This is a genomic window from Natrinema sp. CRL1 (genome assembly GCF_059162405.1).
Genome location: NZ_JBLVOY010000002.1, coordinates 702150 through 723933 on the forward strand (window position 1 = coordinate 702150; position 21784 = coordinate 723933).

The window sequence follows — 21784 nt, forward strand, 5'->3', positions numbered from 1 at the left end:
CCATGAACGAGACGCGACAGGCGATCCTCGAGGCGATCGCGGAGGGGCCGGTGTCGGGGCCCGAACTGGCCGACTCGCTCGATATTTCGCGGGCGGCCGTCTGGAAACACATCGACGGCCTGCGCGAGGCAGACTTCGAGATCGAGAGCGGGCCGACCGGCTACGAACTGACCGCCGTCGCGGCGTACAACGCCCCGGCCGTCGAGTTCGAACTCGAGGCCCCGTTTTCGATCGAGTACCACGACTCCGTGGGGAGCACCAACGACCGGGCGCGCGAGTTGGCGGCCGAGGGGGCGACGGACGTGGTCGTCCTTGCGGACGAACAGGTCGGCGGCCGCGGCCGCCTCGAGCGCGAGTGGACGGCACCGTCGGGCGGCGTCTGGCTGAGCGTCGTCTCCCGACCCGACATTGCGCCTGCGCAGGCCCCGCTGTACACGCTCGCGATCTCGGTGGCGACGGCGCGAGCGGCCCGCGAGGCGGGCGTCGACGCACGGATCAAGTGGCCCAACGACGTGGTCGTCCCGGTCGGTGACGACGGCGACTACCGCAAGCTCTCGGGGATTCTCACGGAGATGGAAGGCGAGACCGATCGCGTCGAGTGGGTCATCGCCGGCCCCGGCATCAACGCGAATATCGACGCCGACGCGCTGCCCGAGGGTGCGACCAGCATCCGCGAGGAAGCGGGCGACGTCGATCGGCGACGGTTCGTCCAGCGGCTCTTGGAAGAGTTCGATCGGTATCGAACCGACCTCGAGGCGGTCGTCCCCGCCTGGCGCGACCTGGCGCTGACGATCGGCCAGCGCGTGCGCGTCGACCGCGCCGCGGGCGAGATCGTCGGCGAGGCGATCGACGTGACGGAGTCCGGGGCTCTCGTGGTCGAAACTGAGGACGGACAGGTGACCGTTACGGCGGGTGACTGCGAGCACCTGCGTCCGGTCTAACCGAGTCTCGCGATCTCAGACGCCGAGCAGGATCGAACCGGCGGTCGCGGCGACGACCCAGCCCGCGCCCGTCCACGACACCACGAAAAACGCCTCGCGAGCGCTGGCTTCCGTCCAGTCGGAACTCACGTCGAGGCGATCCTGCATCCCTTCGATGGTCCGTCCGAGGCCGACCGCCGACGACCACGCGGTGACGCCGAACCCGAGAACGAGCGCGCCGAGTGCAAACGCCGTGTCGGTCGCGGCTCGCGGCGTCCAGACCGTCAGCAGCGCCAGCGAAACGACCGCTCCGAGCGCGGCTCCGATGGCCACCCAGCGAACGGCGGCAACCGCGAGCCGGCGGCCCCGCTCGACCGGGTCCCTCGAGACGGGAACGCTGGAATCAGTCGACGGCATCTCGCATGCGCGGATCTAAGGCGTCCCGCATCCCGTCGCCGAGGAGGTTGAAGCCGAGCACCGTAAGCGCGAGGAACAGGCCGGGGAAAAAGGACCACCACCACGCGCCGGAGAACAGTCCCTTCTCGACGCCCTCGGCGAGCATCATCCCCCACGAGGGATCGCCGGGGTCCGCACCGAATCCGAGGAACGACAGCGCCGCGATGTCGATGATGGCGAGCCCGTAGTTCAGCGTGGACTGGACGGTGATCGGTGCCAGACAGTTCGGCAGGACGTGACGAACCAGCAGCCGCGGATCGGTCGCGCCGAGGGCCCGCGTCGCCTCGATGTACTCGTCCTCGAGGACTTTCAGTGCCGCCCCGCGAACGACGCGAGCGAACCGCGGCGTGTACACGAGCGTGAGCGCGATGACCGCCCGCCACAACCCCAGCGAGTCGGGAAAGATCGTGACGAGTGCAAGCGCCAGCAGCAGCGACGGAAACGACAGGAGCACGTCCATCGTCCGCATGATAATGTTATCCGTGAGATCGCCGTAGTACGCGGCGACGACCCCGGCGGTGATGCCGAGGACAGTGGACGCGATGACGGTCGCGGTCCCAAACTTCAGCGCGTACCACGCGCCGTACAGCACTCGCGGGAAGATATCGCGGGCCTGGCCGTCCGTTCCGAACCAGAACGCGCTGCTCGGTCCCGCCTTCGTCGGGTTCGCTGCGAACTGCGTGTCGACGATGGCGTCGAGTCCGTACGTGAGCCGGGCGTAGACAGCGACGAGGAACATCCCGACGATCAGACTGAGACCGATGACGGCGATGCGGTTCGATAGCAGTTCCGTGAGGAACGGGCTGGCGCGGAGTCGATCGATGGGGCTGCGCTCGACGGTCGATGATTGGGTTTCCGTGCTCATTGGTCAATTCGTGGGTCGAGGATGGAATACGTGATGTCGACGAATAGATTCACGATGGTGTACATGAACGCGAAGACGAGGACGGTCGCCTGTACCACGGGGTAGTCGCTACCGTGGATCGCGGAGACGAGCAGCGTCCCGATACCGTTGATCTCGAAGACGGTCTCGGTCAGCACGGAGCCGCCGAGCATCGAACCGAACTGGATACCGATGATCGTGATCACGGGGATGAACGCGTTCCGCAGCCCGTGTTTCATGATCGTCGTCTTCGCGCCTTGGCCCTTCGCGCGGGCCGTCCGCATGTAGTCCTGTCTGACGACCTCGAGCATCGACGATCGCATCATCCGAGAGATGAACGCCATCGAGTAGATGCCGAGCACGAGGACGGGCATGAACAGGTGGCGAGCCGCGGACTGAAACGCGGCCATGTCCCCGGCCAGTAGCGTGTCGACGAGGATGAATCCGGTCTTCGAGTCGATGAAGTACGTCGATCCGATGCGCCCGCTCGTCGGCAGGACGCCGAGGATCTGTGCAAACAGCAGTATGAGGAGCGGTCCGCTCCAGTAGATCGGCACGCTGATTCCGGTCAGTGCGCCGATCCGGGAGAAGTGGTCGGTCAGCGTGTCCTTCTTGACGGCGCTGATGATCCCGAGCGGGAGTCCGAACAGCAGGCCTGCGATCTGTCCGAGAATCGCGAGCTCGATGGTGATCGGGAGCCGGTCGGCGAGAATTTCGCTGACATCGCTCCCTTGTCGGACCTGATAGGACTGCCCGAAGTCGAGCGTCACAGTGTCGTGAAGGAACCGGAGGTACTGCTGCCACAGCGGGTCGTTGAGTCCGAGGTCGGATCGGATCTGCTCGACAAAGTCTTGACTCGCGCGTTCGCCCGCGATGACGACCGCGGGGTCACCCGGCGAGAGGTGGAGGATCGCAAAGACCACTGTTGCCACTCCGAACAGCACCGGACCAAGCAACAGCAGGCGTTTGGCGACAAACCGCTTTGATACCATTATTTTGAGCTAATTTTGAGGGGTTAAAAACTTCTCGTCAGTCGGGCGCGTTACTCGAGCTCCACTAAGTGGAGGTGCGGGCCACCGATGGCCGAGACGTCGTAGTTGCTGACGTTGTTGCGGACGCCGCGGATCTCGTCGGCGTAGTCGATGTAGACCCACGGTGCCTCTTCGTGTGCGATCTGAGCCGCCTCGTGGTAGAGATCGGCACGTGCGTCCTGGTCCGCCGTCTGCTGGGCCTCTTCGACGAGGTCCATGAAGTCCTGGTTCGCCCACGCAGCGCGGTTTGACGTGTTGTACCCCTCCGTACTCCAGTCGACCCAGTCCTGCCCGTCGGGAGACTCCACCTGCGGGTGGAGCAGGACGTAGTAGAAGTTGTCCGGGTCGGCGTTGTCCGTGTACCAGCCGGCAAGGGACGCGTCGTGTTTCCCGTCGGCGGTGTAGGTGAGGTAGTCCGAGAACGGTCGCTCGTCGATAGTGACGTCGATACCGATATCGCCGAGGTTCGTTCGGATGGTCTCCGCCGTCGACGACGGAGCCGGGTTGTAGCCGCGGGCGTTCTGGAACGTCGTCAGCTCGAAGGAAAAGCCGTCACCGTATCCGGCCTCTTCCAACAGCGACTCCGCCTGATCGGGATCGTAGGCGTACGGACTGAGGTCGTCGTTGTGTCCAAATAGCGCCGGCGGACACGGCTGGTCGGCCTGTTCGGCGATGCCGGAATAGACCTCGTTGACGATGGATTCGGTATCGATGGCGTAACTGATCGCCTGTCGGACCCGCGCGTCGCGGAACTCCTCGACGCGGGACTGATTGAACGACATGTAGCCGATGTTGATTCCCTCTCCTGACTGGATTTCGGCGGCGTCGGAGTCCTCGACCGACCCGATGTTTTCGGGCGCGAGGTTGTCGATAATCTCGAGTTCGCCTTCGACGAGGGCCTGCGTGCGCGTGGAGTTCTGCCCGCGCTCGAGGAACAGGAGTTGCTCGACGTTCGGCCCGTCACCCCAGTAGTTGTCGTTGGGAGTGAGCAGGATGCGGCCGTTCGAGTTGTCGAGTTCCTCGAGTTGGAACGGGCCGGTCCCGTTGGCGTCCGCGTTGAAGTCGAAGTCGTTCTCGATGTCCTCTTTGGAGAGGACGACGGCGGCGAACATCGCGAGGTTACGCAGGAACGGCGCGTACGGATCGTTGAGCGTGATGTTCAGCGAGTAATCGCCGTCGGCTTCGACGGATTCGATCCAGTTGCCGAGCGTGAACGGCCCGTACGCGGAGGCGTCCTCGAAGTAGTAGTCGTAGTCCTCGTCGACGAACCGGCGGTAGGTCGCGACGAAGTCGTCGGCGGTGAAATCGGTTCCGTCGTCGAACTGGGCGTCGTCGCGCAGTTCGATCGTGACGTCTACGCCGTCCATCGACCAGTCAGTCGCGAGGCTCTCCGTGATAGCCGCCTCGCCGGGTTCGAAGTTGATGAGCCCATCGTAAATCTGGTTGGTGACCTTCGACACCTCCCCGCTGGTCGTTCGTTGCGGGTCGAGCGTGTCCGAGTGAGAACTGCGACCGTATCGGAGCGTGCCGCCGCTGTCACTGCTACCGCCGAGACAGCCGGCCATGGAACTCGCTGCAGTTGCCACAACCGTTGCGCTACCGGCAGACTTCAGGAAACTTCGCCTGGAAGGCTGGTCGTCATTACCTGACATAACAGTAGTCCGTAATTGGAACTATATAATGCTACCGGACAATATTGTCAACGCTATACTGGTTGAGAAGCGTTTACTAGCCGTGCTGGCCGATTGGAGAAACTAGTCGCAATTCGATAGACTGGGGTTCAAAAACGCCGTCAACGCGCCAAGAAAATCCGAGCGATAGACTGGCACCGCATTTGCGTTTACTCGGATTCGGTGTAGATGTGACAGGCGGCGGGGTGGTCGCTGTTGCCGAGTGTGGGGTCTTTCCGCTCGCAGACGCTCTCGAACGTATCCGCCAGGACGGCCTCGGCGGCCTCCCAGTCGCCATCGTCGAGGTGCTGATAGGACTTTTCGACCGCCTCGCGAGCGCGACCGGAGAGCGGTTCGTCGAAGAACTGCGCGTTGAGTGCGGCGGTCAGGTCATTGCCGCCGTCCGCGACCGCGCGAGGCGGCGGCGATTCGGCGACGACTTCGTTGCGGGCCGCCTCAAGGTCGATGTCGCGCGATTCCACGCGCTGTCGGTAGAACATGACCTCGCGGTAGCGTTCCTGTTCGATGTTGAGGTCGTCCGGTGGGATGATCGACGGACACCGCGTCCGGAAGTGACAGCCCGACGGCGGATCGATCGGGGACGGCACGTCGCCTTTCAGGATGGTGCGGTCGTCGGTGTCGGCCAGCGGGTCCGGTTCGGGAATCGCCGACAGCAACGCGTTCGTATACGGGTGTTGTGGGTCAGCAAACAGGTCGTCAGTCTCGGCGATCTCGACGATCTCGCCGAGATACATCACCGCGACGCGGTCCGAGATGTGCCGAACGACCGAGAGGTCGTGGGCGATGAACAGGTACGTCAGCCCGAACTCCTCCTGGAGGTCCTCCAAGAGGTTGATGATCTGTGCCTGCACGGAGACGTCCAGGGCCGACACCGGTTCGTCGGCGACGATGAAATCGGGGTCCACCGCGAGGGCGCGAGCGATGCCGACGCGCTGGCGCTGGCCGCCCGAGAGTTCGTGGGGGTAGCGGCCGTACTGGCTCTCGTCGAGTCCGACCTCCTCGAGGAGCTCGAAGACGCGCTGTCGGCGTTTCCCCTCCGCGAGCCCGTGAATCTTCAGCGGCTCCATGATCGTCTGTCCGACGGACATCCGCGGATCGAGACTCGACATCGGGTCCTGGAACACCATCTGCATGTCCTTGCGCTTCTCCCGGAGCTCCGACTTGGAGTGGTCGCCGAGGTCCTCGCCGGCGAACACGACTTTCCCGTCGGTCGGCGGGTTGAGATGGAGGATCGCCCGTCCTGCGGTCGACTTGCCACAGCCGGACTCGCCGACCAGCCCGAGCGTCTCGCCCTCGCGAACGTCGAAGCTAACCCCGTCAACGGCTTTCACGCTCGGCTTCTCACCCATGAATCGGTCGAGATAGCCGTCTTCTTGCTGGTAGTACTTCCGCATCTCGCGGATTTCGACGATCGGCTCGCCGATGTCGTGTTCGACCGCGGACGCGTCGTCGTTGCCGTACTCGTCCTCGTCGAAGTCCTCGAGGAGACACTTCGAGCGGTGGTCGACGTCGTCCGGCCCGTGCTGGCGGAACTGGATTTCGCCGTCGCGACACTCGGGTTTGGCCCACGGACATCGGTCGGCGAAGTGACAGCCCTCGGGCATGTCGATGAGGTCGGGAACGTTCCCCTCGATTGGCGTCAGGCGGTCTTTCTCTTCCGTCGGGATGGACTCCAAGAGCGTGTACGTATACGGATGGCTCGGATCGGCGAAGATCTCCTCGACGGGGCCCACTTCGACGATTTCGCCGGCGTACATCACCGCGACCCGGTCGCAGGTCTCCGCGACCACGCCGAGGTCGTGAGTGATCATCAGCACCGACATCCCGAACTCGTCTTGGAGGTCGTCGATGAGGTCGAGAATCTGGGCCTGAATGGTCACGTCGAGGGCGGTCGTCGGCTCGTCGGCGATGAGCAGACTCGGCTGACACGCGAGCGCGATGGCGATGAGGACCCGTTGGCGCATCCCGCCGGAGAACTCGTGGGGATACTCCTCGAGGCGCGTCGTGGCCTCCGGAATGCCGACCTCCGTGAGGATGTCTACGACGTCTTCCATGACCTCCTCGTCGTGTTCTTGCCCGCCGATGGACGGCAGGATCTCCCGGACGGCGTTGAGCCACGTATCCTGTTTCCGTTCGCCGTACTGGTGGAGTCGCAGGGACTCCGCGACTTGCTCGCCGACGGTCACCGCGGGGTTCAGGGACGTCATCGGATCTTGGAAGATCATCCCCATCTCGCTGCCGCGGACTTTCCGCATCGCTTCCTCGGGGGCGTCGATCAGGTCGACGACGCCGTCCTCGACTGTGATTTCGCCGGCAGCCGCGCCGCTTTCGAATCGCTCGCGTGCTGTCTCGTCTAGATAGACGAACCCGTCGTCGGCGTCGTCGAGGGCCGTCTCTACAGTATCCGCAACCACCGACTCGGCCGTCCCGTCCTCGAGTCGGTCGGCGGACTCTCTCAGCGTCGGTGCGAGCCCCGCGGGATCGTCGCGGTCGGTGAGGTCGGTGGCCATACCGCGCAGTTCCGAACTGGCCGAGTCGATTCCGTCGCCGACGCGGAGATCCGCGACGAGTTCCCGGACTGCGTCGATGAGTTCGAAGGGGTACGGGACCACGGCACCGTCGAACTCGTCGGCGAGGTCCGCGGCGAGTGCCGCGCGTCGCAGGGTTACGCGGCCACCGACGACGTCGCCGGGGTCGTCGACGAGGTCCATCGCTGAGAGGGCGGTCACGCTCTTCCCGGAACCGGACTCGCCAACCAGGCCGACGGTCTCGCCCTCCTCGATGGTGAGGTCGATCCCGTCGACGGCTTTGACTGCACCGCGTTTGGTGTCGAACTGCGTGCGAAGTCCTGAGAGGGATAGAAGGTCAGTCACTGGCGACAGTTCTCGAGGGAGCGAAGAAATACCTTGTGGGATTTAGACAACATTTATTTCCGGCGGTGCACGCGGTGGGGTCATGAGCGAGAATTCAGCGGATGCCCCCCCGAGCAACGCACGAGACCAGTCCGGCTGGCAGGCGGTTATCGAGGACATGGCGGCGATCGCCGACGACTACCGCGACCGCGGCTGGACGGCCCTCGAGCTCCATCCCGGGGACTCCGTGCTCGTGGACTCCGAGCGACGCACGGGCCTCGACGTCGTCCTACCGGGACCCGAGTACGAGGACCTCGAGTCGCTGACCGAGAGCGCAACGTTCGCGGACGTGGACGTGTTCCGCGCGGAACACGGCGGCATGATCTACCTGCTGATCGTCGAACAGGACCCGACCGACGAGACGGCCGTCCTCGTTCCGGCCTACTACGATACCGGATCCGGGCAGTCGGCGCTCGAGACCGTTCGATCGGCCGGCGAGTTGCGGCTGTTCTGTCGACGGCTGAACGACGACTACGTCGAGTTCGTCCACGACGACGTCGCGCCGTTTCTCCCCGAAGGACTCCCGGACGCCGAGTAAGGGGGAGTTCGGGCCGGTGCCGTCGCTGGTCGTATTTTTCGAACCGTTCGCACTCCGCGTTCCGACCGCGGACTCGAGGGCCGTTACTCCACCGCGAGCGGAGGCGCTTCGGCGCGGTCGTCGATCTCGTCGGGATCGACCCGGACGGTCAACACCGGTACCGGGGCGCGCCGGACGACCCGTTCCGTGACGCTGCCGAGCAGCAGTCGGTCGATCCCGCCGCGGCCGTGGGTCCCCATCACGATTAGCTCGCACTCGGCCGGGTCGGCCTCGTTGATGATGATCTCACTCGGTGTGCCTTCGCGGACCACCGTCTCGACCGTGATAGCCGCCGGCGCGAGGTCCTCGACGCGACCGACCGCCGCTTGCCCCTCTTCCCGGAGCGCGTCACTGACACCCTCGAGAGCGGCTTCCATAGGGAGTCCACGATAACCGGCCACGTTGACGACGTAGAGCGCGCGGATCGTCGCGTCGTGTGCGTCTGCGAGATCGAACGCGTACTCGAGTGCGTGCTCGACTTCGCGCGAGCCATCGGTCGGAACGAGGATTCGGTCGTACATCGTGGGTCATGATACCATTCAACAAGCACTCGTATTAACGTTTTCCTGACACGAGAGACGGTCAGCCCGGGTGACGAGTTCCGCCCGTTCGGCGATTCCGACGGCGAGCCCGAATCGGCGATGAAACCCGAATCGCGGGTCCGAGAGGGGAAACGCTGATACAGCCGCCGGTCCAACCGGGGGCCATGAGCGATACGTCGTGGACCGACCGGATCGTCGGCGAGCGGATGACCGTCGATCAGGAGTTTGCCTCACAGATCGAGGGGTCGCAGTTTTCCAACCAGCAGTGGAGCCTGATCATGACGGCCACGGAGTTCGAGATCGAACACGCCGACGATCCCGAGCAGGCCCAGATCGTCGCCAACACGGACAACCTCGACGGGATCATCCCCGAACTCGAGAATATCCAGACCAGTATGGGCGCGATGGCCGGCGGCGGTGGAGGCGGCGACTCGAGTTCCTCGAGCGGCGGTGGCATCTTCGACTCGATCATGGGCGCACTCGGCATGGGCGGGGGCGGCGGCTCCTCCGAGAAGGCACAACGCGAGGCGGCCGAACGGCTCACGCAGGAGTACGCGACCCAACTCCAGTCTCACCTCGAGTCCAAGGGGAAGTGGGAGACGGTGCGGCGAACGGCCGCCGACGGCTGAGGCCGAGACGACCGTCGTCGGCGGACTCGGTGGACGCGAGCGCTGAGTATTGCTCCGCTCGCCGACCGCTCAGTCGCCGGCGTGAAAGAGCGTGTACTCGCTGGTTTCGTAGATGTTGATGAGTTCGTTGATGAGTTCGTCGTCGGTCTCGTCTTCGACGCGCAGTGCATCCAGCCGCTCGATCGTCTCTTCGTCGAGTTCGACGGATGGCATACGAGATCGTTCGTCGTCGCGAGGCAAAAACACCACGGGGGTTGCTATCCGCGACACGTTTCACCGCGGGCAGAGGCCGGGGCAAGCCACAGCACCTTTAGGGACGGTTCCCGACCGTACGAGTATGACCGACGAAGTCCAGACGACGACCTTCTCGATCAGTTCCGACGACGGCGCAACCGACGAAATCACGATCCCGTCCGGTCTCCTCGACCTCGTCGCCGAGGGCGACCAGACCGATGCCGAAACCGTCGGCGACGTTATGTTGCTCTCCTTTGCCAGCCGCGCCCACCACATCGTCCACCACGGCGAGGACGCCGACGAGGAACTCGAGGCCCAGGAAGAGCGCGTGATGGATCTCTTCGAGGAGCGCTTCGGCGTCACGTTCGGCGAAGCGACCGGCCACCAGCACTGAGCCGCGACGCGGCGACTCTCTGCACCGACTTCTTCACGTCTCATTCTCGCCGAGTGGTAGCGCTGTCCGTCAGCACCGCGCCGGAACCGAGGCGTCGGTTGCTATCCGGCACCGGCGGTTTCGTTTCCGGTATCCGCCGTCCCGTCGGCGGCTTCGGCGGAGTCACTATCCGCTCCAGTGCTCGGGCCGTCCGTCTCTGAAGGGGCCGCCGTTCCCTCCGGCTGTTCGTTCGGCGCGTCTTCTGTGGGTGGTTCGGCCGTACCCTCATCCCCGCCGTCGGGCGTCTCGGTCTGCTCTGACTCCACGGGCGCGGTATCGGCTTCGTCGTCCGTGCCGGGATCGTCCGGTTGTGCCGACTCCGTCGGCGGCTCTTCCGGCGATTCCGGTTGGTCGGGCTGCTCCGCTGGCGGCTCTTCGACCGGTCCCGATTCGTCGGGCTGCTCCGACGGTGGCGTCGGCTCGGTTGGCTCGTCCGCCTCACCCGTCTCCGCTCCGTCGCCCGGTTCCGCGCCGCCGTCCGACTCTGCGGTCCCCGTTGCGGTCGCTTCGATCGTCACCGACGCCTGCTCGTCATCGGTTGCGATCGCGTGCGTCGAGGTCCCCTCGGGCAGCGGCGACGAAAACTGAATTTCGTCCGACTCCCCGCCCGCGAGCGTCACGGTCTCCTCGGCGACCGGCTGGCCGTCGACGCTGTAGGTCACCGTCTGGGTCCCCTCGAGATCGCCCTGATTCTCGATCGTCGCCGTCACGGTCGCCTCCTCGCCGGGATCGCCGGTCTCGGGCGCTGCGATATCGGTCACGGCGAACGTCGCCGGCTCGCCGCTTTCCTCGACGGTCACCGTCGTCTCGGCCGTCTCGTTCTCGCTCGAGACCTCGAGCGGGTACTCGCCGGGCTCGAGGTCGTCGGTTCCGGCGGTGAACGAGACGGTCTGGTTCTCACCGGCCTCGAGCGAGACGGATTCGGAGTCGACCACGGTCTCGCCGACCGCGAGCGAGATGGTTTGCGTGCCCGCGTCGCCGCCGGTGTTCTGTACGTCGGCTTCGACCGCGAGTTGCTCACCCTGTTCGACCGGACTGTTCGTCTCAGGGCTCGAGACGTCGAACGCCACGGGGTCGTCCGGCTGGATCTCGCCGGCGGTCGGCGTTGCAGCGGTCACGGGCTCGTCGTAGCCGTAGTTCGCGAAGTCGACCTGCCAGACGAGCCGTTCGTCGTCGCTCTCGGGCGTCCACTCGACGGTGAACGCATTCTCGCCGGGCGCTAACTCGGTCGGCGGCTCGTCGCTCGTGGTCCCCTCGACGAACTCGCTGTTTCCGCTCATCGTCGCGTCGTTCGGGTTCTCGTAGCCGAAGGTCACGTTGATGGCATCACCGCCGTCGACGGGCGTCGTCTCCTCGACCGACAGCGACGGCAGGTCCGGCCGGGCCTCTTCGGCGCACGTCCGCGCGTCGGGGTTCGCGTAGTCGATCGACGCGAAGGGGACCGCCTCCGGCGAACTGATCCCGGAGATGTACGTCCCGAAGGTGCCGTAATCGGGCACTGCGACGGTCACCTCGTCGCCGTCGGTCGTCACGTTGCGCTCGTCGCCGATCTCGAAGACGATCGTCCCGTTAAACGGGGCCTCGACGTCCTCGCCGACCGCGACGGAATCCTCGATGATGGTGTTCCCGAAGCCGGCCTGATCGTAGAAGCCAGTGCTCGCGGCGACCTGATCGCCGTCCTCGAGCGAGGCGTCGATGACCGCACGCGAACAGCTCGCGAACTCGACATCGAAGTCCGCGAGGTCGCCGTCGACCGTGTACTCGACGGCGTCAGTCTCGAGGGCCGTTCCGTCCTCAGTCGCGACGACTGAGACGTTGAGCGTCGAATTCGCCTCGAGGGGCGGCTCGAGGTCGAACTCCGTCGGGCCGATCGTCTCGTTGGCCGCGAACGACTCGCTTTCGGCGAGTTGGGTCCCGTTCTCGTCGGTGATGGTCAGCGCGTACTCGACGGACGCGTTGGCCGAGGTGACGGTGAGCGTCTCGCCGTCGCCTACCTGATCGGCGACCGAGAGGTTCGCCGTCGGTGCCCCGGGATCCGGCTCGACGACCGCGTACTCGATCGATTCGGTCGCCAGCGCCGCGTCGTCCGCCGCGGCGCGAACGGAGACGTTGACCGTCGCGTTCTCCTCGAGGGGCGGCTCGAGATTGAGGCGCTCCTCTACGATCGTCTCGTTGGCCTCGAACTGTTCGCTGTCGACGCGTTCGCCGTCGTACTCGGCCGTCACGACGTACGGGACGGTCGCACTCGCCGCGTCGATCTCGAGGATCTCGCCGTCACCCTCCTGATCGTCGACCGACAGGGTTGCCTCCGGCTCGTCGGGTTGCTCCGCGCCGATCGACTGCTCGAGGACGACAGTGCCCTCGCCGTCGAGAACGACGACGTCGTCTCCGGAGGCGTTCCACACCGGGGTTTCGATGTCCCAGTGGAGGGTGTCCGTCGTGTTCTCACCGGGACCCGTGATGACCGTGACGCTCTCGCCGGGTCCGAGGGTGAAGCCCTCGGGGAACGACAGCGGGTCGTACCCCGCACCCTCGACGACGCCCTCGTCAACGCGGTCCTGCAGCGTCCACCCCGAGAGATCGAGCGTGCGGTTCCCCGTGTTCTCGAGGACGACGTACTCCTCCGTCGAATTCTCCGCCGCGACGTCGATGTTGTAATCGACGACGGTGAGCATCCCTTCGGCCTCCGGCGCGGAGTCGACGGTGTCGGTGTCGTTCGTCCCGTTCGCGACGGTGTACTCGATCGTCTCGTTCTCGAGGACTGTCCCGTCGTCGCCGACAACCGAGACATCGACGGATGCATTCGTCTCGAGTGGCGGCTCGAGGTCGAGGCCGAGATCCGTCACCGCCTCGCCGGCCGCGAACGCATCGCTCTCGACCGTCTCCCCGTCGTACGTCGCGGTCACGGTGTAGGGGACCGACGCGTTCGCCTCGTCGACGGTCAGCGTTTGTCCGTCGCCTTCCTGATCGGCCACCGACAGCGTCGCGTTGGGTTCCGCGTCGGGTTCGTCCGACTCGTCGGTCACCGTCACGAACGCGGCGTCGAGCACCGGCGCTCCGCTGCCGGTGACGTACGGCACGTCGTCCTCACCGTCGGACTCGACGTAGTCGAACGCCTCGTCGTCGTTCGTATCGTGGTGGGCGACCGCCACGAGCGGCCCGCTCTCGTTCAGCGGCTCGTCGAGGTCGATCGTCACGTTCTCGTGCTCGCCGGCCTCGAGAAAGCTCGAGACGCCGACGACATCGTCGGGATCGGCGTCGACCGCGACTCCGCTGTAGACGGCCACGAAACCGCCCTCCGAGAGCGACACGTCCTCGACCGTCACCTGTTCGCCGTTGCTCGTTTGATCGGAGAAATCGATCGCGGCCTCGCCCTCGAGCCGGTCGATCGTTTCGATTCGCTGGACGACTTCGACCTCGACGTACTGGGAGATCACGGTCACGTCGTCGGTATTCTCCTGAATCGCGTAGGCGGTCGCGTCGGCCGCGGTCTCCGCCGTTACGGACTGGAGTTGCGTGATGCTGATCTGCTGTGACTGGACCGCTCGAGCCGTCTCTTCGCAGGCGCTTCGGGCCGCCGTCTGGATCTGCGTGATCGACGCTTCCTGTGACTGGACGAGCGCACCGCTCGCACCGCCGCTCGCGAGGCGCTGGACCTGTGTCACGTCGGCGATCTGTGTCTGGGACACCGCGCCCTCACTCGCCCCGAACGCGGCGGCCTGGACCTGCTCGACGGTGACCTCCTGTCGCTGGATCGCGCTGGTAACCGCGCCCTGTGCGGCCCCGGTCGCGGCGGCCTGGACCTGCGTGACTGACACCGTCTGTCGCTGGACGAGCGCGCCGCCCGCCCCGCCGTCAGCGGCCGCCTGGATCTGTTCGACGGTCGCTTCCTGACTCTGAGAGATCGCTCCCTTCGCCGCCCCGAAGGAGGCCTCTTGGACCTGAGTGATCGAAATCCGCTGGACTTGCTCGATGCTGATCGACTGGATCTGTGTCAGCGATCCCCGGCTCGCGCCGCGGGCCGTCGCTTGGGTCTGCTCGACCGAAACCTCTTGTTCCTGGACGAGCGCGCCCTTCGCCGCCCCGGCCGCGGCCTTCTGAACCTGCTTGATCGTCACGCGCTGGCGCTGCTCGGCCTCGACGCGCTGTTCTTGCTCGAGTACGGCGTTCGCACTCCCCTCGAGCGAGCCGGCGGCCGCGCCCGCTGCCGCATGCTGGACGTGCTCGAGTGTCACCCGTTGGCGCTGCTCGACCGATATCGACTGGTACTGCGTTAGGACGCCGTAGGCCGATCCCTGTGCAGCTTCCTGAATCTTCGATACCGTTCCGATATCTTTCGCGCCGGCCTCGCTCGCGGCACCCGCGGCCGCGCCGTTGGTCGCGACCTGCATCTGCTCGACGCTCACGCGCTGGCTCTGGGCGACCGCACCGTGTGCCGCGCCCCAGGTCGCGCTCTGTAGTTGGGTCGCGTTTACCGACTGCGATTGGGAGAGCCCGCCGCCGGTCGCGCCGCCGACCGCGTACTGGATTTGGGTTACGTTCGCCGACTGCTCCTGAATCAGCGCGCCGTGGACGGCACCCTTCGTCGCCGCTTGGACCTGCTCGGCCTCGACGGTCTGGTATTGGGCGGCAGATTCCCGTGCGCCCTCGAGCGCTGCCGCTCGCTGTTCCTGGGTCACCTCGACGCCTTGGGACTGCACGAGCGCGATCCCCTCGTCGACGCCCGTTTCGACGGCGTCCTCGTGGTCCCCTTGGGCCGCGACCTGTTCGTTCGTCTCGTCCGCGCCAGTGGACTCACCAGCTATCGCGGGCGGCTCTAGGGTCACCAGTTCGAAGGCAGAGTCGGTCGCCGATTGTGCTCCCTCCTGACTACCGTTTGCCTGCAACGCGGCCTGCGAGCCGTCTTCGGGCGACGCTGCAGCGGCCGCGTCGATATTCTCGTCGTCCGCGCCGATCGGTCCGAGGCCGCCGCCGAGTAGCGGCAGCGCGACGACACTTCCGACCATCGCGGCCGCAATCAGAACGACGGCGACTGTCGTTCGGCGTCGATTCATCGCTCGCCCCCCGGGCCGCGAGCCTCTCCGCTGCGGACTACACGCCCGTCAGACCCCCACCGTTCGATTGCAGTTTCAGTTCCATACGCTCCGCGTTGGAACTCCAGATCTACTGTCTGATACCCCGAATTGTCGGACTTCGTCCTACCGGATCGCATTTTCCCACCACGGGGTGGAATTCGTGCATAAGGACGCCGGTCGTTTCAGTTAGCGAGCCGAGACAATTGGCTATTACTCGCGGTTTTGTTTCGAACAGCGAACGGAAACAACGGGAACCGACGCGAAAGAGGCTGTTTACCGCGCGACCCGCGATAGCCGAACTCTCCGTGCGTCTGTGAGGAAGCGCATTGTTTCGGCCGGTCGCGTCGATCCGATTCGAGCTGCGGTTCGAGCAAACGTGTCAACAGTCGATCCGACAACCTCGGAAACCGAAGTATTGATTCTGGTTTACGAGAGAGCGGGTGTATGGCAACGGAACGGAATGCGGTCGATCCCGTCGATGACGCCGTCGTCCGGCAGTTCGCTCGGGCAGCAATGCTTGCGGCGCTCATGGCCGCATCGGTACTGATAACGATCCCCGTCCCGCTTCCCGGGGCACCGCCGATCACGCTCCAAGTCCTGTTCGTCTTCCTCGCTGGACTCGTCTTAGGCCCGGTCTGGGGGAGCATCTCCGTTCTCATCTATCTCGTCGCAGGTGGGATCGGACTGCCGGTGTTCGCCGGTATGAACGGTGGATTCGGGGTTCTTGTCGGAAACACGGGCGGGTACCTGTGGTCGTATCCGGTCGCCGCGGCGCTGATCGGAGCGGTCGTTCACCGCGGAACGTCGCTGCGGGATCTCCGTGACATTTCAGTCCCGGTACTCGTCGTCGCGCTCGTGATAGCGACGATCGTCATCTACGGAATGGGGACGGCGTACATGGCCTGGCTCCTCGACCTGGGTGCATGGGAAGCCGTCACCCTCGGCGCTCTCCCGTATATCCCCGGCGAGATCCTCAAGATGGCTACGGCGATCGCCATCGTCAAGGCCGGCCGGCTCACGCCTGTCAATTCGTAACCGCACTGATGATCGAGTTTCAATCGGTCTCCCACGCGTTCGAGGGCGTCCCCGTTCTCGAGGACGTGTCGCTGACGATCGACGACGGCGAGTTCATCCTGCTCGCAGGGGCAAACGGCAGCGGGAAGACGACGCTGTTGCGCCACTGCAACGGCCTGCTAACCCCCGACTCCGGCGCGGTCCTCGTCGATGAGACGCCCGTCGCGGACGACCTGATCGCCGCCCGCTCGAGCGTCGGGATGGTGTTCCAACACCCTCGCGACCAGTTCGTCGCCGCCACCGTCGGCGCGGACGTCGCCTTCGGGCCGGAGAACCTCGGTCTGGAACGCGAGGAGATCGACCGCCGCGTCGCGGCCGCGCTCGAGGCGGTCAACATGGCCGGCCGGGACGACGACCGAATCGAGACGCTCTCCGGCGGCGAGCAGTCCCGCGTCGCGATCGCCGGCGCGCTCGCGATGGATCCCACTCACCTCGTCCTCGACGAACCCTTCACCGGGCTCGACGAACCCGCGCGCCGATCGGTGCTCGAGCGACTCGAGTCGCTGTCGGCCAACGGCACCGGAATCTTGCTCACGACCCACGACCTCCGAGACGTGTCCGCGCTCGCGGATCGCGTCATCGCCATGCGAGACGGGCGCGTCGCCGTCGACGGACCGCTCGAGGACGTACTGGGGGACCTCGAAGACCTCGCGGTTCGCGTTCCAGACCGATGACCGGACGGGACGAATCGCAGCGAGCGACGCAGTCCGTGGGAGGGGAACGATGCTGACCTTCGAACCCGACGAGACGGTCGCCCACCGACTGGACCCTCGCACCAAACTGGCGGTCCAGATCGGGTTCGCCGCCACCGCGCTGGCACATCCGACGCCGCGCGCGCTGCTCGTGCTCTCCGCGCTGACCGCGATCGCGTTGGTCGCGGCGAACGTCTCGCTTCGCCGCACCCTCGTCGCTTACCGCTTTGCCCTGTTCATCCTCGCGCTCGCACCCCTCATTTCGGGGGTCGCGTTCGGCCCGCCCTGGGTCGACCGATCCGCTGCCATCGCGTCGGGACTGGCGAGCTATCGGGTCCTGCTCATCTTGCTCGTCAGCGCCGCCTACGTGCGTTCGACGCCAGTTCGGGACTCTCGAGCGGCGATTCAGCGAACGGTTCCCGGGAAACCGGGCCAGCTACTCGGTATCGGCGTCGCGCTCGTCTTTCGATTCCTGCCCGTCCTCCAGAGTGACCTCCGGACGATCCGCGAGGCGATGGCCGCTCGGCTGGGAACCGAACGCGGTGTGGTCGACCGCGCCAGCACGGTCGCCATCCTCGGGCTGACGCGAGCGTTCGATCGGGCCGATCGCCTTTCGCTTGCACTACAGGCTCGCTGTTTCGCGTGGAACCCGACGCTGCCGGTGCTTTCCTTTTCGCGGGCCGACTACCCCGTCCTCGTTTTCGCCGTCGTCCTCGCACTGTCCGCGTTCTATTGACTGGGCGCTCGGCTTTGATTGCCTACTGACGCCCGCGAACCGGTGGATTGAACCGCCGTGCGACTCGAGCGATGTCTCCGCTGTCCGGCGGACTTGAGGTCGTTCCGTTCCAAATAGCCATACTACAGTAGAATTTCCGTTTAGCGCTATTTGATATCGTCATATTTGATTTATCAGTGTTGCAGGTAGCCCTCCCCTACCCCATCCGAGACGGCAAAACAGGGCTGTACTCTCCGTACTTCCGCTCTAGACTATCGTGGCGACTGAAACGATTTACACACTGATCGCAACGCAGTCGTGCGATCTGGTGTACAATGACTTGCAGTCGCTACTATGCAATTGCGATTGCAGTCGGCATTCGATTACCGTCTCACGCGAGTCGCTGAGCCAAGACTTAAGCGATGACTCTCCTCCCGATCACGTCCGATACCTGCAGGTAGAAGCTTTGAATCTGAGGATTTAAGCCGGTAGGGAGGATCGTGAACCACGGTCGGAGCGAAGCTTCTCCCTGGTTCAAATCCTCCACAGCTTGCTTTGCTCCTCACGGATGTTCGTCACAAAAGGAAAGCCGGTGGAGGGATTTGAACCCTCGACCTAATCCTTACGAAGGATTCGCTCTGCCAGTCTGAGCTACACCGGCACGTCGCTTCGAGTGCGTTTATTCGTAGGGCCGATATCGGCCATAAGGGTTGCGAATCGATCCGGTCGTGTGAGGGTGTTACGCGCCTCGAGAACCAACCCTGAAGGCCCTTATCGCTCGAGTCGGACGTCCAGACAGACGTTCAGTTCGTGTGGGGCGTACGACCGGACCGTGTGGCGGGTTTCGACCGTGACATCGTAGTCGGGTTCGGCGGCCGCGCGGATCGCGCGTTCGCCCGGGCCGAAAGGGTCGTCCTCGTGTTGGATATCGTAATAGTGGATCGTACAGTCGTCGCCAGCGAGGATAACGGCCGACTCGAGGAACTCGTCGGCGCTGTGGGGCAGGTTCATCACGATTCGGTCCGCCCAGTTTTCGTAGTCGACGGCGACCTTGCGGACATCGTCATTGATCGCGGTCACGCGCTCGTCGACGCCGTTTCGGCGCGCGTTCTCGCGGAGGTACTCGATGGCTTCGGGGTTGATATCGACGCCGACACACTCCGCCCCGCGTTTGGCGAAGGGGACGACGAAGGGACCGACGCCCGCGAACATGTCGACGGCCCGCTCGCCCGCCGTCACCTGTTGTGCCACGCGGTGGCGTTCGGTCGCGAGCCGCGGCGAGAAGTATACGTCGGCGAGATCCAGCAGGAACTCACAGCCGTACTCGCGGTGGACGACTTCGGTGTTCTCGCCCGCGAGCAGCTCCCAATCCCGGACCCGCGTCTCGCCTTTGACCTTCGAGGCCTTGTTCAACACCGTTTCGACGGGGAGATCGGACTCGAGGATGGCGTCGGCGATCGCCCGCGCGCGCTCGGGATCGTCCTCGTCGATGAGCGCGGCTCGCCCGAGTCGCTCGTAGGTCGGGTCGAACGAGAGGAGGTCGGCGGGCGTGGTCTGGCTCTCGCGTTCGGCAACCGTCCGTGGAACGATTTCGGGGTCCTCGAGTGCGTCTCGTACCCCATCGGGGTCGGCGATCGGAATGTAGATCCGGCCGTCCTCGACGGCGATTTCGTATCCGTCGTCGATCAGGTCCGCGTCGGCCAGCGCCGCACGCGTCGCTTCGCCGTGTTCGAGCGCGACGCGGACACACGGGACTTCCATAGTCGAACTGACCCGCGGCCCGCCGTAACGCTGGCGTTTTCGCGGGCGACTCGAGCCCGACCAGGAGCGTATACTAGTTATCGCTATACGAAATGTGGACCGTTCGGCAAACGACACAGTCGACACTCCGACGTGAAACTGTGCCAGCGAAGAACTATCGCAACTAGGCCGTCAAGCCGAATTTCGATGGTATATCGATCCGGTTGTTTAGCCACCCGCCGACGAATCCGGCGATCCGACCGACTACCAGCAGAATAACGGCCAGAATAACGGCGGTACTGGCTCCTGCGCCCGCCGCGATCACAGCTAGTAGCCACGAATTTCCGGCGGCATCGACGAGGGCCGGATGGCTCCACCACTCGAGTACCGTCGTCCCGGTCTGCCAGAGCACGAGTGGAATCCCGCCAATTGCACCGGTTACCGTGCCCGAACGGGTCGGACTGACCGCCTGTGATTTGGCGAGATAGCCCGAAATCACGCACGCAAGGAAGAGGGTTGTTCCCGAGAGCGTCTCGGGACGCAATAGCCAGTTGACTCCGATGGTAAACGGGATCGACGCGGCCCCGAGGAAAACCGCGGTCCGGAACTGCTCGTCGCGTACGTCGTGTCGGACGTTCTGGAGTGGAGACATACGTAGAACGAGTGACAACTCGACGGTTAATTCTTTTGTCTCGTTCGAGCAGAGAGACCGCATTGTTCGGAAGGACCGAGCCACGTCGTGTGCCGTCCATTAGATCGGTACCATCGGACACGTTTTCCGTTCGGCGTGCCTACCCGTCTCGAAATGAGCGGACGAACGCGACTCACAACCGTCGAGACGGTCCACGAGAATCGATCGTGGCTGTTCACGATTCGGGATCAGTACGGCGAACCGGACGAGGTAATCCTCGTTCCCTGTGAGGACGATATTAGGCAGAGCTCGACAAGCAGTCAGTCTGCGGACGACGACGGCATCGAGGCGTGGATCAACCGGTGCACTCACGAGGCCCAGCGTTTCGATACTGGCCGGGGCGCGGCGATGCGCGACGGGCAGATCATCTGTCCGAAACACGGCTCGATGTTTGACTCCTGTTCGGGCTACTGCGATAACGGCGACGCTGCCGACACGACGCTGCCGTCGATCGAGGTCACGGTCGACGACGGCGTCGTCTATCTAACCGACAACCACGTTACGTTCGCTCACGAGGGTGGGATCGACGACGAGAACGACGAGGACGACGGTCCCTCGTCGACATCGCACATCGGATTCTGACCGCGGCGGCGAACGGGTCGGCACGGAATTCGAGTCGTCTCGAAAACGTATTCCGAGCGCTACGACTACGGACGGCTATGCTCACGTTCATCGGCCTCGGTCTCTACGACGAGCGCTCGATCACCGTCGAGGGTCGGGACGCCCTGCAGGCGGCCGACCGCGTCTACGCCGAGTTCTACACCAGCAAACTGATCGGCACGACGGTCGACGACCTCGAGGCCGCCCACGACATCGAGATCGAGGTTCGGGACCGCGCGGGCGTCGAACAGGAACCCGACGACATGCTCGCGGCGGCCGAAACCGAAGATATCGCCTTCCTGACGGCCGGAGATACGATGATCTCGACGACTCACGTCGACCTGCGGCTGCGGGCCCACGACCGCGGCATCGAAACGCGCGTGATCCACGGCGTCACCGCTCAGACCGCGACTAGCTCGCTGACGGGGTTGCAGAACTACCGGTTCGGCAAGGCGACGACGCTGCCGTTTCCCTACGCCCACGGTGCCGACGGACTCCCCGCGAGCGTGACCGAAACGATCGAGGACAATCGGGACGACGGGCTCCACACCGTCGTCTACCTCGATATTAAAGCGGAGCGCGAGGAGTACATGACCGCCGACGTCGGTGCGGAACTGATCGCCGAGGAGTATCCCGACCTCGCGGGCGTCGTCGTCGCCCGCGCGGGCAGCCCCGACCCACTCGTCGAGGCCGGGACCATGGCCGAACTTGCGGACCGGGAGTTCGGCGATCCGCTGCACTTGCTCGTCGTCCCGGGCGAGTGTCACCTGCTCGAGGCCGATGCGCTGGTCGAACTGGCCGGTGCGGATCGCAAGAGTCTTCGAATTGCCTGAGACCGTCGAGCCGATGATCGAAACTCTCCGCCTCGAGACGGTATTCCGTTCGAACC

Annotated in this window: 19 protein-coding genes and 1 tRNA gene; 9 read left to right on the top strand and 11 right to left on the bottom strand. The window is 64.8% G+C overall.

Going from position 1 to position 21784, the window contains the following annotated elements; genetic code table 11:
- Positions 1 to 2 precede the first annotated feature (2 nt).
- Positions 3 to 941, top strand: coding sequence for a biotin--[acetyl-CoA-carboxylase] ligase (locus ACJYUO_RS09310; protein ID WP_494345097.1), 939 nt, complete (start codon positions 3 to 5; stop codon positions 939 to 941).
- 15 nt (positions 942 to 956) lie between these two features.
- Here the strand turns inward: ACJYUO_RS09310 and ACJYUO_RS09315 are convergent, their stop codons facing one another.
- From ACJYUO_RS09315 to ACJYUO_RS09335, 5 genes are all read right to left on the bottom strand, one after another.
- Positions 957 to 1337: a DUF7268 family protein gene (locus ACJYUO_RS09315; RefSeq protein WP_494345098.1), complete on the bottom strand. Its 381-nt coding sequence runs from the start codon at positions 1335 to 1337 to the stop codon at positions 957 to 959.
- Positions 1324 to 2241, bottom strand: coding sequence for an ABC transporter permease (locus tag ACJYUO_RS09320; RefSeq protein WP_494345099.1), 918 nt, complete (start codon positions 2239 to 2241; stop codon positions 1324 to 1326). The genes ACJYUO_RS09315 and ACJYUO_RS09320 overlap by 14 nt, the downstream gene beginning before the upstream one ends.
- A complete protein-coding gene (locus ACJYUO_RS09325) occupies positions 2238 to 3251 on the bottom strand; it encodes an ABC transporter permease (protein ID WP_494345100.1) in 1014 nt (337 codons plus the stop codon). The genes ACJYUO_RS09320 and ACJYUO_RS09325 overlap by 4 nt, the downstream gene beginning before the upstream one ends.
- A 50-nt stretch (positions 3252 to 3301) precedes the next feature.
- Complete coding sequence (locus tag ACJYUO_RS09330) at positions 3302 to 4942, bottom strand: ABC transporter substrate-binding protein (protein WP_494345101.1); 1641 nt, start codon at positions 4940 to 4942, stop codon at positions 3302 to 3304.
- Between the two features lie 188 nt (positions 4943 to 5130).
- Entirely contained in the window at positions 5131 to 7854 is a 2724-nt protein-coding gene (locus ACJYUO_RS09335) for an ABC transporter ATP-binding protein (RefSeq protein WP_494345102.1), read from the bottom strand.
- A gap of 82 nt (positions 7855 to 7936) precedes the next feature.
- Here ACJYUO_RS09335 and ACJYUO_RS09340 point away from each other — a divergent pair, with 82 nt between their 5' ends.
- Positions 7937 to 8431 carry a DUF7529 family protein gene (locus ACJYUO_RS09340; RefSeq protein ID WP_494345103.1) on the top strand — a complete coding sequence of 165 codons (495 nt, stop codon included), beginning with the start codon at positions 7937 to 7939 and terminating at the stop codon, positions 8429 to 8431.
- 83 nt (positions 8432 to 8514) lie between these two features.
- Here ACJYUO_RS09340 and ACJYUO_RS09345 read toward each other — a convergent pair whose 3' ends face one another.
- Complete coding sequence (locus ACJYUO_RS09345) at positions 8515 to 8991, bottom strand: universal stress protein (RefSeq protein WP_494345104.1); 477 nt, start codon at positions 8989 to 8991, stop codon at positions 8515 to 8517.
- Positions 8992 to 9176: 185 nt separating this feature from the next.
- On the opposite strand from ACJYUO_RS09345, the gene ACJYUO_RS09350 reads away from it, so the two are divergent.
- Positions 9177 to 9641 carry a DUF5799 family protein gene (locus tag ACJYUO_RS09350; protein ID WP_494345105.1) on the top strand — a complete coding sequence of 155 codons (465 nt, stop codon included), beginning with the start codon at positions 9177 to 9179 and terminating at the stop codon, positions 9639 to 9641.
- A gap of 69 nt (positions 9642 to 9710) precedes the next feature.
- Here ACJYUO_RS09350 and ACJYUO_RS09355 read toward each other — a convergent pair whose 3' ends face one another.
- The gene (locus tag ACJYUO_RS09355; protein WP_494345106.1) at positions 9711 to 9854 is read right to left on the bottom strand and encodes a DUF7557 family protein; all 144 of its coding nucleotides are present in this window, start codon (positions 9852 to 9854) and stop codon (positions 9711 to 9713) included.
- A 124-nt stretch (positions 9855 to 9978) separates the two neighbouring features.
- Here ACJYUO_RS09355 and ACJYUO_RS09360 point away from each other — a divergent pair, with 124 nt between their 5' ends.
- A complete protein-coding gene (locus ACJYUO_RS09360; RefSeq protein ID WP_494345107.1) occupies positions 9979 to 10269 on the top strand; it encodes a DUF7545 family protein in 291 nt (96 codons plus the stop codon).
- A gap of 101 nt (positions 10270 to 10370) precedes the next feature.
- Here ACJYUO_RS09360 and ACJYUO_RS09365 read toward each other — a convergent pair whose 3' ends face one another.
- Positions 10371 to 15362 carry a DUF7282 domain-containing protein gene (locus tag ACJYUO_RS09365; RefSeq protein WP_494345108.1) on the bottom strand — a complete coding sequence of 1664 codons (4992 nt, stop codon included), beginning with the start codon at positions 15360 to 15362 and terminating at the stop codon, positions 10371 to 10373.
- 465 nt (positions 15363 to 15827) lie between these two features.
- Between ACJYUO_RS09365 and ACJYUO_RS09370 the strand changes: the two genes are divergently transcribed.
- The 3 genes from ACJYUO_RS09370 to ACJYUO_RS09380 are packed head-to-tail and all read left to right on the top strand — an operon-like array spanning position 15828 to position 17885.
- Entirely contained in the window at positions 15828 to 16418 is a 591-nt protein-coding gene (locus ACJYUO_RS09370) for a biotin transporter BioY (RefSeq protein ID WP_494345109.1), read from the top strand.
- A gap of 8 nt (positions 16419 to 16426) precedes the next feature.
- Positions 16427 to 17131, top strand: a complete 705-nt coding sequence (locus ACJYUO_RS09375; protein ID WP_494345110.1) for an energy-coupling factor ABC transporter ATP-binding protein — start codon at positions 16427 to 16429, stop codon at positions 17129 to 17131.
- A gap of 49 nt (positions 17132 to 17180) precedes the next feature.
- Entirely contained in the window at positions 17181 to 17885 is a 705-nt protein-coding gene (locus ACJYUO_RS09380; RefSeq protein ID WP_494345111.1) for an energy-coupling factor transporter transmembrane component T family protein, read from the top strand.
- 566 nt (positions 17886 to 18451) lie between these two features.
- Here ACJYUO_RS09380 and ACJYUO_RS09385 read toward each other — a convergent pair.
- From ACJYUO_RS09385 to ACJYUO_RS09395, 3 genes are all read right to left on the bottom strand, one after another.
- Positions 18452 to 18525, bottom strand: a tRNA-Thr gene (locus tag ACJYUO_RS09385).
- A 110-nt stretch (positions 18526 to 18635) separates the two neighbouring features.
- The gene (locus ACJYUO_RS09390; protein ID WP_494345112.1) at positions 18636 to 19625 is read right to left on the bottom strand and encodes a class I SAM-dependent methyltransferase; all 990 of its coding nucleotides are present in this window, start codon (positions 19623 to 19625) and stop codon (positions 18636 to 18638) included.
- A gap of 163 nt (positions 19626 to 19788) precedes the next feature.
- Positions 19789 to 20256 carry a DUF5518 domain-containing protein gene (locus tag ACJYUO_RS09395; protein ID WP_494345113.1) on the bottom strand — a complete coding sequence of 156 codons (468 nt, stop codon included), beginning with the start codon at positions 20254 to 20256 and terminating at the stop codon, positions 19789 to 19791.
- A 153-nt stretch (positions 20257 to 20409) separates the two neighbouring features.
- Here ACJYUO_RS09395 and ACJYUO_RS09400 point away from each other — a divergent pair, with 153 nt between their 5' ends.
- Both ACJYUO_RS09400 and dph5 read left to right on the top strand, forming a co-directional pair.
- Positions 20410 to 20877 carry a Rieske (2Fe-2S) protein gene (locus ACJYUO_RS09400; protein ID WP_494345114.1) on the top strand — a complete coding sequence of 156 codons (468 nt, stop codon included), beginning with the start codon at positions 20410 to 20412 and terminating at the stop codon, positions 20875 to 20877.
- Positions 20878 to 20954: 77 nt separating this feature from the next.
- The gene (gene dph5, locus ACJYUO_RS09405; protein WP_494345115.1) at positions 20955 to 21728 is read left to right on the top strand and encodes a diphthine synthase; all 774 of its coding nucleotides are present in this window, start codon (positions 20955 to 20957) and stop codon (positions 21726 to 21728) included.
- The last annotated feature ends 56 nt before the right edge of the window (positions 21729 to 21784 follow it).

Coding starts and splice junctions, on each gene's coding strand:
- ACJYUO_RS09370 (WP_494345109.1), top strand. CDS start 15,828: ATGGCAACGGAACGGAATGCGGTCGATCCCGTCGATGACGCCGTCGTC.
- ACJYUO_RS09330 (WP_494345101.1), bottom strand. CDS start 4,942: ATGTCAGGTAATGACGACCAGCCTTCCAGGCGAAGTTTCCTGAAGTCT.
- ACJYUO_RS09310 (WP_494345097.1), top strand. CDS start 3: ATGAACGAGACGCGACAGGCGATCCTCGAGGCGATCGCGGAGGGGCCG.
- ACJYUO_RS09350 (WP_494345105.1), top strand. CDS start 9,177: ATGAGCGATACGTCGTGGACCGACCGGATCGTCGGCGAGCGGATGACC.
- ACJYUO_RS09390 (WP_494345112.1), bottom strand. CDS start 19,625: ATGGAAGTCCCGTGTGTCCGCGTCGCGCTCGAACACGGCGAAGCGACG.
- ACJYUO_RS09365 (WP_494345108.1), bottom strand. CDS start 15,362: ATGAATCGACGCCGAACGACAGTCGCCGTCGTTCTGATTGCGGCCGCG.
- ACJYUO_RS09375 (WP_494345110.1), top strand. CDS start 16,427: ATGATCGAGTTTCAATCGGTCTCCCACGCGTTCGAGGGCGTCCCCGTT.
- ACJYUO_RS09395 (WP_494345113.1), bottom strand. CDS start 20,256: ATGTCTCCACTCCAGAACGTCCGACACGACGTACGCGACGAGCAGTTC.
- dph5 (WP_494345115.1), top strand. CDS start 20,955: ATGCTCACGTTCATCGGCCTCGGTCTCTACGACGAGCGCTCGATCACC.
- ACJYUO_RS09315 (WP_494345098.1), bottom strand. CDS start 1,337: ATGCCGTCGACTGATTCCAGCGTTCCCGTCTCGAGGGACCCGGTCGAG.
- ACJYUO_RS09340 (WP_494345103.1), top strand. CDS start 7,937: ATGAGCGAGAATTCAGCGGATGCCCCCCCGAGCAACGCACGAGACCAG.
- ACJYUO_RS09400 (WP_494345114.1), top strand. CDS start 20,410: ATGAGCGGACGAACGCGACTCACAACCGTCGAGACGGTCCACGAGAAT.
- ACJYUO_RS09380 (WP_494345111.1), top strand. CDS start 17,181: ATGCTGACCTTCGAACCCGACGAGACGGTCGCCCACCGACTGGACCCT.
- ACJYUO_RS09360 (WP_494345107.1), top strand. CDS start 9,979: ATGACCGACGAAGTCCAGACGACGACCTTCTCGATCAGTTCCGACGAC.
- ACJYUO_RS09325 (WP_494345100.1), bottom strand. CDS start 3,251: ATGGTATCAAAGCGGTTTGTCGCCAAACGCCTGCTGTTGCTTGGTCCG.
- ACJYUO_RS09320 (WP_494345099.1), bottom strand. CDS start 2,241: ATGAGCACGGAAACCCAATCATCGACCGTCGAGCGCAGCCCCATCGAT.
- ACJYUO_RS09345 (WP_494345104.1), bottom strand. CDS start 8,991: ATGTACGACCGAATCCTCGTTCCGACCGATGGCTCGCGCGAAGTCGAG.
- ACJYUO_RS09355 (WP_494345106.1), bottom strand. CDS start 9,854: ATGCCATCCGTCGAACTCGACGAAGAGACGATCGAGCGGCTGGATGCA.